The sequence below is a fragment of the Psychrobacter sp. FME13 genome, assembly GCF_014861395.1.
GTDB lineage: Bacteria > Pseudomonadota > Gammaproteobacteria > Pseudomonadales > Moraxellaceae > Psychrobacter.
Window position 1 is genome coordinate 60,131 of the sequence record NZ_RRYV01000002.1, and the last position, 10,773, is coordinate 70,903.

The following is a 10,773-nucleotide window of genomic DNA, read 5'->3' on the forward strand; positions in this document are numbered from 1 at the left end:
GATAGGGCTTTTTTGTGGAACACACTAAAAGCTGGCAAGTCGTTATACCTCATAATAAGGAATCGATAACACCAACCAGGCCACCAATTATGAAAGAGAAACTTGCTATATTAAAAAGACTTCGGACCGCGCTTGCCAGCTTCAAGGCGTCTGATAATATTCAAAGCCGCGCAAGCACTGCTAAAGACTTGTTATCTGTCTTAAAAGAGCTGGGTGCGTTCGCCAAGTTAAAAACAGACAACACGGTGCAGTCGAACACAGGTACTAAAGATCAGTCCAGCCAAATGGTTGACCGATCTAGTATTGCGGTTCCTGAAAAGGCGGCCGCCCGCCAAAAAGCCAATGACGCCGCTATCGAGTTGCTGGCAAGCATTAAAGAGCAAGGCTTAACCCGTGACGACTTAACCGATGAGCAGTTAGAAACACTTGCTAAATATACCGGTAGTGGTGGCGGATTAAAGGCTAAAGCCGATGAGAACGGTAAGCGGCTTCGTGGTAGTCAGTACGAGTATTATACGCCGCTAGATGTTGCTAGCGCCTTGTGGGACTTAGCAAGCGAGACGGGGTTTAGTGGCGGCAAGGTGCTTGACCCAAGTGCGGGGACCGGTGTGTTTGCAGCGACTAGCCCAGAAAGCGCTGTTATTGATAGTATCGAGCTTGATGAGACATCGGGGGCCATTGCTCAATTACTGAATGATGGTGAGCGCAGTAAAACGATTATCTCTCCTTTTGAGGCGCAGGCCAAAATCATGGCGAACAATAGCCTTGATATGATTATTACTAACGTACCGTTTGGTGGTAACAAGGTGCGCGGTGACAATCCGAAAGAGGATGACTGCTATAGAAAAGAGTCGCTTGAGAATTACTTTATTTTAAGATCACTTGAGAAGCTAAAATATGGCGGATTAGCGGTATTTATCACGCCCACTTCGGTCGTATCAGGACGCGCGAACGATAAGAAAAAACTACGCAAGCTCACCAGCCTAAAAGCCGACTTCTTGGGGGCATATCGTATGCCAACAGAGGTTTTTGATCAAACTGGCGCAAGTGTTGTGACTGATGTTGTTATCTATCGCAAACACAGTAGCGATGCCACAGATCAGATAATGGACCTATACAATGGCGGCGGTATTGATACCCTTGCTCAATCAAAAGTATTTTGGGATGACTACCTAAGCGGTGATTACTTTAAAAAAGCTGAACATAAAAAATTCATCTTAGGTGACGAAACTACAACCATAAACCAATGGGGTAAAGAGATTGAGACCGTTAAGGAGAATAAGAAAAACCCTAAAGTGTCAAAAATGCTTAAAAAGTTTGGTGACAGCCGTATCGACTGGGATATGTTGGGTTCGGCAGGTGTTGAAATTATTGATTACAAAAACGGCGATGTCGTATTTCAAGATGGCAAGCAATTAGAGTATCAAGACGGACGCTGGCAGGCGATAGAAAAAGAAGTGACTAGCACTGAGCTTGAGATACAAAAACAACTTGCCAGCATGGGTAGTGCTATCGACATGGTGATGGCTCGCGTGACCTATGAGCAGATAAGCGCCACGTTTGAGTATAGCCAAAAAACGGGTCAAGCAGGATTAATCCCTAGCGATGCTTTGTCCATGTTAGATCGCGCCTCAAAAAGTGCCATCGCTGATCGCCCCGCTGCATGGAATTGTGTATTGTGTGCGCAAGCTATCCGGGAGGCTATTGAGCTACATGAATATGGCTATGACTTTAAGAATGGCGAGCCTGAAATCACAGATTTTATGAAATACGCCTTTTTAGATGGCAAAAACGCTAAGTTATCTGGTGACGCCAAGCAAGATCATAAATTCGTAGCACTGTATTATGCCAATGGCAAGTATAACGACGCTTGGCTTGGTAATATAAATAGCGAGGTTGTCGATAATGGCGCCGCTAAGAGTTATCAAAGCGTTATTGCACGTATTCAGTACGAAAATAAAAGCCTTCATATCACGCCTGAGCAGCTAAAACAGATTGATCCTACCGCTGATCCTATCAATAACGATGACTGGTTTGTCAATCATGATGGCAGCCAAATTATCGCCGCTAATGACTTCTTAGTCGGTAGTTTGTCGGACCGCTTAAAAGATATTGATAAGCAGATTGAACTTACTAATAATGAGCAGATTAAAGCCAAACTTATTAAGCAAAAATCTATTGCCCGTGACAGTGTGGCGCGTATCGATGTTAAGCGCCTTGAGCTTGATCTTCGTACCCCGCTTATTAGTGCTGAAGACAAGGTAAGGTTTTTAAAGCAAACGGTCCATAAAGACGCTTTTGTCGCTTATAACGCACAAGGTCGCGGCATTGCAGATATCGATATTAAAGGCAGTAGCACCAAAGACAGTCTTGAGAAAAAAGACAAGGACAAGCTGTATAATCGTATCGGTGATTGGCTTGGCAAAGGAACCGTCACGCTAGGCAGCGTTAAGCTTGAGACTATGAGCCAGCGTGAGGCCCTAAACTGGATGACGGAGCAGATCAATACCGCTAACATCAAGTTTAATTCATGGGTTAAAGCCAATAAAAACATCATGTCAGGTCTTGAGGATATGATGACCAATGAAGACAATTTATATTTCACTCAGAATGCAGATGAGACGCCGATTGATATTGCTGGCATGAACCCCGAACTTAGCTTGCATGGCTATCAGAATGCCGAGGTGCGCAAGCAAGGCCGCTTCTTTGGCGGTATTAACGGCTTTGGCGTCGGACTTGGTAAAACCTTCACCTCACTTGCCAGCGTCCAGCATGTGCATAATATTGGCGTTAAAAAGAAAACAATTTTTGTGGTTCCTAACAGCGTGTTGTCCAACTGGCGCAAAGAGGCTGCTTTTGCTTATCAAAATACCGATGATTGTATTTTTGTGGGCCTACGTGAGGATGGTGAAAAATTCCGTGTCATGTCAAACAAATATGACGAGGACTTACTAAGCGCTATCGATGGCAAGTACCGCAAAATATTCATGACGTTTGAGGCGTTCAAGCGCATTCGCTTAAAGGACAGCACACTAGGCGATTATGCGGACTACATCAAACAAAACGATACCGCCTTTTCAGAAAAAGAGTTGCAAAAAGACAATGAGAAAGTAAATGGTTTAACCGCTGATCTTATCGAGCGTTTGACGATGAACAGTAACGCGCCATTTTTGGAAGATATGCGCGTAGATAGCGTGGTGATCGATGAGGCCCACGCCTTTAAAAACTCGATTACCGCACCTAACACTGACGACCGCATTAAATACCTATCACAGCCTGGTCAATCAGCGCGTGGTGAGGATGCGCAAGCCAAGCTTTGGTATGTGCGTGGCAGCACGCCTAATAACGATGGTGTACAGCTACTCACAGCGACGCCTATCACCAATAGTCCGCTTGAGATTTACTCTATGTTATCGCTGGCAAGCGGCCGTGATACGATTAATAAAATGTGCGGCGGTATCAATGGCGCTGATGACTTCATTCAGATCATGTGCCAGATTCAAGAAGAGGTGATGCCCACTATTGATGGCGGCGAACGCTCGCAAAACGTCTTTACCGGTATTCGCAACGCTAATATCTTGCGTACTGTCATTGGATCAAATGCGGTTATTAAAGACGCGCAAGATGTCGGTATGTCGGTGGTTATCCCAGATCGTGAAGAGGTCGCCGTTGAGGTTAATTTAGGCGAAGGCGTAACGGATCAGCTGCGTATGTTCCAAGATGCTTATACCATCGCTAAACAGGTTGAAAAAGATCAGCTCGATAATGAGCTTAACAACCCCAATCACCCGCAAAGCCCGTTTAACCCCAATAGCCCGTTTAGTATTATTCAAAAAAAGTACGGCGAAGAAGTGGAGTTGATGGCTCACCCGTTTAACCTCATTCGCAAGATGGATGTCATGATTGCTGATAGCGAGTTTAGCGAAATGGCAACCTTCTACGACTTTGAGAAGTCACAAGAAAAGCTTGCGCAATCAGTGATTGATAAGTTTAATAAAAAATCTTATTCAGATAGCCGTAAGCGCCTAAGCCCTTATACCAATGAGGATAATGCTAAAGCGGTCTACACTAAAGACGGTGATACAAAGGTTTTTAAAGAATATAAAATCACGGTTGAGGCTAAGATAGTGTTGCACGATGGTCGAAAGCGCATTGTCGTCGACACACTAAACGGTAAAACGCAATCAAGATTTGAAGATATCGCAGATAAAGACAAGCTTAATCTTGATGTGACCACTTCAGCAAAAATCGCCGCCATGCTTGAGAATTTTAAGACCGAACAAGCAGAGCCGCGCGGTGCCAATGCAGACGGTACGACTAGCACTATCGTTAAGCAGATTGTCTTTTGCGACCATCTGTTTTTGCACAACAAGATTAAAAAGTTGATTGCTAAGCGTGCAGGCGTGCCAGCCAGCAAAATCGCGATCATTACCGGTCAGATTAACAATGAACCGGATGAGATGATCGATATTCAAGATGGCTTTAACGCTGAGAGTGACGACAATCAGTATCAGGTGATTATTGCCAACAAAAAAGCTGAGGTCGGTATTAACTTGCAGCGTGGTACGCAGGCAATCCACCATTTAACAACCGGTTGGACCCCTGATAGCTTAGAGCAGCGTAACGGGCGCGGCGCGCGTCAAGGTAACAAAACGCAAAAGGTGGCTATTTATCATTACGATGCTGATGGTACGTTTGATGAGTTTAAACGCACGATGATTGATAAAAAAGACGAGTGGATCAGTAGTGTATTAAAAGACGATGGTAAAAACACCATTGAGGTCACAGGTAGTATTTCGCGCACTGAACAGGACGCGCTTATCTCCACAATGGGCAATAAAGACGCTATGCGTGAGTATCAGGCCACCAAAGACGCCAAAGAGAAGGAGGTTCGGTACAATGCCGCCGTTAAGCGTCAAAGTATCAATATGGACGTAGTGAATGAGCAGGCTAGCATGATGGCAAACCTATCTCTTGATAAGTTTTATGAACAGGCTGTTATCAATGTGGTCAGCCTTATTCGTGACAATAGAAAGCTTCTCACTAAAAATGAGAAATCTACTGCCAAGGCAGACACCCGCAAAAAGAACGAGCTGCTTTATGAGAACTCAAAACAGATCGCGCTTGACCAGCTAAATGATATTTTAGACTCGGTGAGTGTGCAGCGTTATGAGCAGGCTGAGGATTGGAATAAAACGCACAAGTATGTCCCTGTCGGTGGTATTGCTAGCCCTGATACCACAGCAGACAGTATTTATGACAGCATAATGAATGATACTACTGAGTACCCACCAAGCAAGACGGATGAGTGGGCTAAGACCTTTACCAATAAACAGGTGCTAGGCAGCCCTTATAGCTTCAGTAACGATAAACTTATTATCAACGAGGGCGGTATCTATCAAGCGGCTTATGACGAGGTTAAAGAAACCGCTGAAGGGCTTATTAATCAGTCCGTTATTGCAGCAAACTACATTGCCGAAGAGACAGGCATTGATGGTATTAGCTTGCCCGCTGATGCTGGCGAGCGGATTGCTAGAAAAGAGGCGGTTATTGTGAATGGCGTTTACATTCAGGTGGGTTCAATCGTTATTAAACCGCAAGCTGGTGATAGGCCAGACGCTATTTACGTGGCTCGCATGGATAGCGGTAAGCTGACGCTAAGTAAGATTGGCAAGGATCGATTTAGTGGCAGTAACGGGGTTTATTCTATCTCTAATAACACGCCAGCAGGGGTTATCTCTAGTACAGATAAAGTTATTAACAAGGGTAGTGGTGATTACTTGAGTGCAATAAAGCAAATGGCCGCCTTTGAGGACAACTTGCACCTACAAGGCGCTTTAAAACCGCTGGCAACCAAGTATAGCGATATGATACCAGAGGTGGCAGAGTACCGCGATGATAGCATTAGACCCGTATGGACCATGAGCGCTGACTTCGGTGGCAGTCATGCCAATATTGAAAATAGTCCTATCGCTATCGTGTTACCCTTGTTTGTTTTAAACGCTGGCACGCCGTTTGCTAAAGCGATGTTGGTTCAGTATGAAAAACAAGGCTTTGAGATTAACCTTGATAACGGAACCTTTATGGCTAAGGACGATGTTACTGTTAAGCGCAATCACTACTACCCAGGGCAGACCGATTACTTTAATGCCGTTACTGATCTCATTAAAAATAGCGGGGTTAAGATTGCAGCAAGCGATAAAGAAGTCGTTGATAATGACCGTATTCTTTATAGCCTGCTAAAAGAGAATGGCGCCGCTACTTTTGACGCTGTAAAATCCGCTAAAGAGTCGATAACGGCTGAGACTGACCCAGCAAGCTTTGAAGGTATTGCGACCGCTATTTTTGACAATCACCTATACGATGACAAGTATATCGATAAAGATATTGGCGACGATGTTAAACTAGCATTAATCAATACTGCCTACAAAGATGCTTCACCTACCTACATTAGATCGTTTGATGTGATTGAGTATTTTACCGAAGCGTTAAAAAAAGCTGTTATCAGTGAAGCGGCAAGCAAGGCGGCAAAAAATGGTGATAGCGTCGAGCAGTTTTCAGAAAATCTAGGTTTGGATGGATCAAAACTGCAAGCGATTTTAGATGGCGGGGCGACTGAGCATAATATCAATGAGTTTGGACGTTTTGATGACCTAAAAAGCACGGTAGATAAAGAAAAGGCGAAGGCGTATTTTGAGGCTTTTGAAGGTGGTAGCATTACCGCGCTTAAGGCCAATATGAAAGTTGACTTTACATTAAGAGCATTTATATTAAACAATAGCAAGGCGGCGGATAGCGAAAGCGACCTACCTCCAAACACCAAGGTTTACATTAGTGGTGACACTAAAGAGCATAAAGACTCAATAAAGGCTTATGCGGTAAGTCGTGGTGTTAATATAGACGGAACATCTAAAACGTATTTTTGGTACGGTAAAAAGAAAGTTTGGGTGATAAGCTTGGCAGCTTGGCAGCACATGATAGCTGATAGACCGCGCTTAATAGAAGAACTCACCATGCAAACTACAATCTAAGGATAAGGCTATGAATTATTTATTTGATAAAGACGATCTAGCGGATAGAACGCAAGCCGCTATCAAGTCGCTTGCTAAAAACAAGCCAGACGCAAACTTTACTGAGTTTGCTGCTAGCGTGATCTTTGATCGCCTAAAGAGCAATATACAGCGATACCGCGTTTATGGTCCTTATTGGTGGGCACTAAAAGACGTGCTACGCCGTATGGATTATAACGTAGGCGATGAGACGGATAGCGATATGGCTGGCAAGTATTGCGGAAGTAGTGACGCTGAAACACTGGTAGCAGCGGACGCCTTTTATCTTGATATGAGTAAAACCAAGCCGGTCAACAACAATACTTGGACGCTTGATGATCGCAAGCCTGATTACGTGCTATATGATAGCGATATGGAAGAACGAGCCAGCGTAGCGGATAGCACGCTCGCTTACTAGCTATAGTTTAAGTTACAACCAACAAAAAAGCCGCTAATTTATTAGCGGCTTTTTTGTTTGCGTTCATTTGCGTTCACGAGAAATGAACGCAAAACAGCCGCAGCCCTTATATATCAGCCGGGAGCCATAAGAAATACTTAATTACGATAGTGTTTTATTCAGCCTTTAAATCATCGAGATAATCAGCATACGCTTGCATCATGTCGCGCCTTTCTTCCAAAAATACCGTTCTATTATAGGCACGCCCGTGCATATCTCGCACTCTATGGCCTAATTGCATTTCCACCAGATTTTCAGGGTATTTCAGCTTCTCAACAATTAAAGTCCTGGCAGTCGCTCGAAAACCGTGTATAGTTTGCTTAGTACCGTCATAACCCAAGCGCTTCAGCGCTTGGTTCATTGTGTTTTCTGACATAGGCTGGACCGTCGTATGCACCGCAGGGAATAGATACTTACTGCGAGCATGTAGTGATAGCTCGCGTACTAGCTCAATCGCTTGTCTTGGTAGTGGCACAATAAGAGATAAGCCTGTCCTACGTTGCGTTTTTCTAGGCGTAAACGTCCAAGTACCCTCGTCCAGACAAAAGTCATTCCAGAGGGCATAACGTAGCTCGCCAGCCCTCACAAACAGCATAGGCATAAGCTTGATAGCGGTTCTAACCTCAAACGATCCTTGGTAGTCATCAATCGCATTTAGCAGTTCACCTAAGTCTTTTGGGTCAAGTGTGGTTGGGTGGTGTTTGGTCACTGGTGTCTGTAACGCACCGATCAAGTCTTGTGTGATATCTCGCTCTGCCCTCGCTGTTTGCACAGCATATCTAAATACTTGACCTGCCATTGTGCGCATTTTTATTGCCGTCTCTAAGTACCCTTGTGCTTCAGCGCTGCGGCAAGCATCTAGTATATCCATCGGTTTAATATCAGTCATAGGCGTGTCGCCAATATACTTGTTCAATCGCTTGATCTGCCGATAGTTATTGGCTTGCGTTGATTTTGCTATGTGTGTTTTGCGACCCATATATTCCTCAGCTATCGCTGCGAACGTATTATTAGACAGCAACAACTTCTCACGATCATCTTCTAGTTTTTTCTGCTGCGGATCAACGCCCTCTGCTAATAACGCGCGAATCTCTTTGCGTTGTTCGCGTGCCTGAGCGAGCGTCACCTCCGGATAAAGGCCTAGAGTTAAGGTGGCATACTTCTTTGTGATAGGCTTTAGGTAGTTCATTCGCCAAGACTTAGCGCCTAGCTTTGTGATATACAAATACATGCCGCCGCCGTCGGCAAGCTTGTAAGCCTTGTTCTCCGGCTTGGCTTGTTTTACCTGACTGTCGGTCAAGGGTTTAATGATTCTAGCCATTTTAAGGGTATCCTGTTTTGGGGTATCGGTCGATACCCTCAAGAATACCCTTATTTTAAGGGTATAGAAAGGGGGTAAATAGTACGATAAGGGATAGTATAGTATGATTAATCCGTTAAAAAACCCCGTAGCCTAAGGCTTACGGGGTAATTTAGTAGAGTGAAGTATAGGTTGATGGCGCGCCCACCAAGACTCGAACTCGGATCGATCGCTTAGGAGGCAACTGCTCTATCCTGTTGAGCTATAGGCGCATTATGGAGTGACATTGTAGAAAAAACGAGTCATAAAAGCAATCAACAAACGATAAATAGGTATGATTTCTTTTTATTTACCATTACTAAGGGCATCAGCGACATTGACTGAGGTGGTCTCTGCATCAGTTTTTATGAGTTTGGCTGGATTAAATAGCTCATCGACACTATTCTTATAACCTTCAATATTATCGTAGTCGTATGATTTTAAAATGTCTTGTCCGGTACTTGATAGTAAAAAATTACGGAATTTAATAGCAGTCGTATTATCTGTCAGAATAACGCCTTCAAGTGTATGATTGTCTTTTACCGCATAATTAAAAGAATTTAGAGTACGTGCTTCTAGTTTATCAGCATCGTTAAAGGTATTGTCTTGAACAATATTTAGCTCTTTTTGCAATATTGAAAGCTCATCACGAGATATATTATTGGCAATAATCATATCTATACTAAACACAAGTTCGTCTGGTTTGCTTGGATGATTATTGTTCTTTGACAAAGTTATGATATCACTGGTGGATACATAGTTTGCCACAACCTGTACATGAGGGTAGCGAGACTCAAAGCGGGTAATGATATCGGCTAAGGGTGCGCGTAGATTGTTTTCTACTTGTAGATATAGGAGACTATCGGCTAGGATATTTGTCTCATCTTCATTTAGCATTGCCACCGATTTATTGTTGTTTGACATAATTGGCAATGGATCTGTATTTTTACGGTTATTACTCCATAACCAAACAAAAACCGCAATGAGAAGTAGCGATAATAAAATTAGACCAGCGAGCAGTAGCTTGTAGTCTTTCATATAGTGCTGCTCTTATTTTAATTGACTTATTTCGAGTTTGAATAACGTATAATGCTTGACCTAGAATGTGTTTCTATACTTTTGATGTAATACCTCATCTGCTAAATCTGCCAACATATCTGCAAAAATATCGGTACTCTCAGTAGGCGTCGATTCACTATTTTTAAAATCTGCTATCGCTGTGGGTACATGAGTCTTATCTTCTGTGACAGGTGAGTAGGCTGAAAGTAAAACATGCTGATCAGTTGCTGTTGCCCAATCGTTGGTTTGATGTGCAGCCAGTGGTGACTCACCTGTTGAAAGCTTATCTTTTAACCAGCTGAAACCATGGGCTTCCCACCATGCTTCAAAGCGTGGTAACGTGCTACCACGTACAGCGGCAGGCAAGTTCAAGGTCCGGAGTTTTTGTGCCAATACTGGGTCACTGATTGTTTGATGAATACTCAGATAGAGTGAGCGGCTGTCGTCAGTATAAGGTTTTCTTTTCTGCCATGATCTATCGTCAATTTTCATACGTGGCAATTGCCATAATTCACCGCGATAATATACAACATATAAGCGTTGTTTAGGATGAACAAATATAGCATCAATAGGACGTAAAGGCATTGTGTTTAATTCCTTATTAATAAAAAGGATTAAGGTTGTTAGGACTTACGCAAAACCAGAGATATATTGCCAACCTAAAGCATAGCGTAGTACCATAATAGTCATGAAGAAGCCTAAAGTAACCCGACTAGATTATTGCCAGTATCTCATGGTGAGCCAAATAAACTACACCATCACCAACTATGCTGATCATCATCCTGAGAACATCAGTCATGACCGTATCAACCGTTATATTAAAGGTGACAAGCTCAAACCTCGTCTAGTATGGGAACAAGTTAAACAAG

The 10,773-nt window shown here is 43.4% G+C and carries 5 protein-coding genes, 1 tRNA gene and 1 pseudogene; 3 read left to right on the top strand and 4 right to left on the bottom strand.

From position 1 onward, the window contains the following. Positions 1 to 89: 89 nt before the first annotated feature. Positions 90 to 7,031 carry an SNF2-related protein gene (locus EI164_RS00895; RefSeq protein ID WP_192518118.1) on the top strand — a complete coding sequence of 2,314 codons (6,942 nt, stop codon included), beginning with the start codon at positions 90 to 92 and terminating at the stop codon, positions 7,029 to 7,031. Positions 7,032 to 7,041: 10 nt separating this feature from the next. Further along, on the top strand, positions 7,042 to 7,467 hold the full coding sequence (locus tag EI164_RS00900; protein WP_192518119.1) for a hypothetical protein: 426 nt from the start codon (positions 7,042 to 7,044) through the stop codon (positions 7,465 to 7,467). 154 nt (positions 7,468 to 7,621) lie between these two features. Here the strand turns inward: EI164_RS00900 and EI164_RS00905 are convergent, their stop codons facing one another. From EI164_RS00905 to EI164_RS00920, 4 genes are all read right to left on the bottom strand, one after another. Further along, the gene (locus tag EI164_RS00905; protein ID WP_192518120.1) at positions 7,622 to 8,827 is read right to left on the bottom strand and encodes a tyrosine-type recombinase/integrase; all 1,206 of its coding nucleotides are present in this window, start codon (positions 8,825 to 8,827) and stop codon (positions 7,622 to 7,624) included. A gap of 175 nt (positions 8,828 to 9,002) precedes the next feature. After that, a tRNA-Arg gene (locus tag EI164_RS00910) sits at positions 9,003 to 9,078 on the bottom strand. A gap of 73 nt (positions 9,079 to 9,151) precedes the next feature. Next, positions 9,152 to 9,883: a hypothetical protein gene (locus EI164_RS00915; RefSeq protein WP_192518121.1), complete on the bottom strand. Its 732-nt coding sequence runs from the start codon at positions 9,881 to 9,883 to the stop codon at positions 9,152 to 9,154. A 60-nt stretch (positions 9,884 to 9,943) separates the two neighbouring features. Next, complete coding sequence (locus EI164_RS00920) at positions 9,944 to 10,489, bottom strand: hypothetical protein (RefSeq protein ID WP_192518122.1); 546 nt, start codon at positions 10,487 to 10,489, stop codon at positions 9,944 to 9,946. Between the two features lie 103 nt (positions 10,490 to 10,592). Here EI164_RS00920 and EI164_RS00925 point away from each other — a divergent pair. After that, positions 10,593 to 10,773 (top strand): annotated as a pseudogene (locus EI164_RS00925) (transposase); the annotation flags it as partial.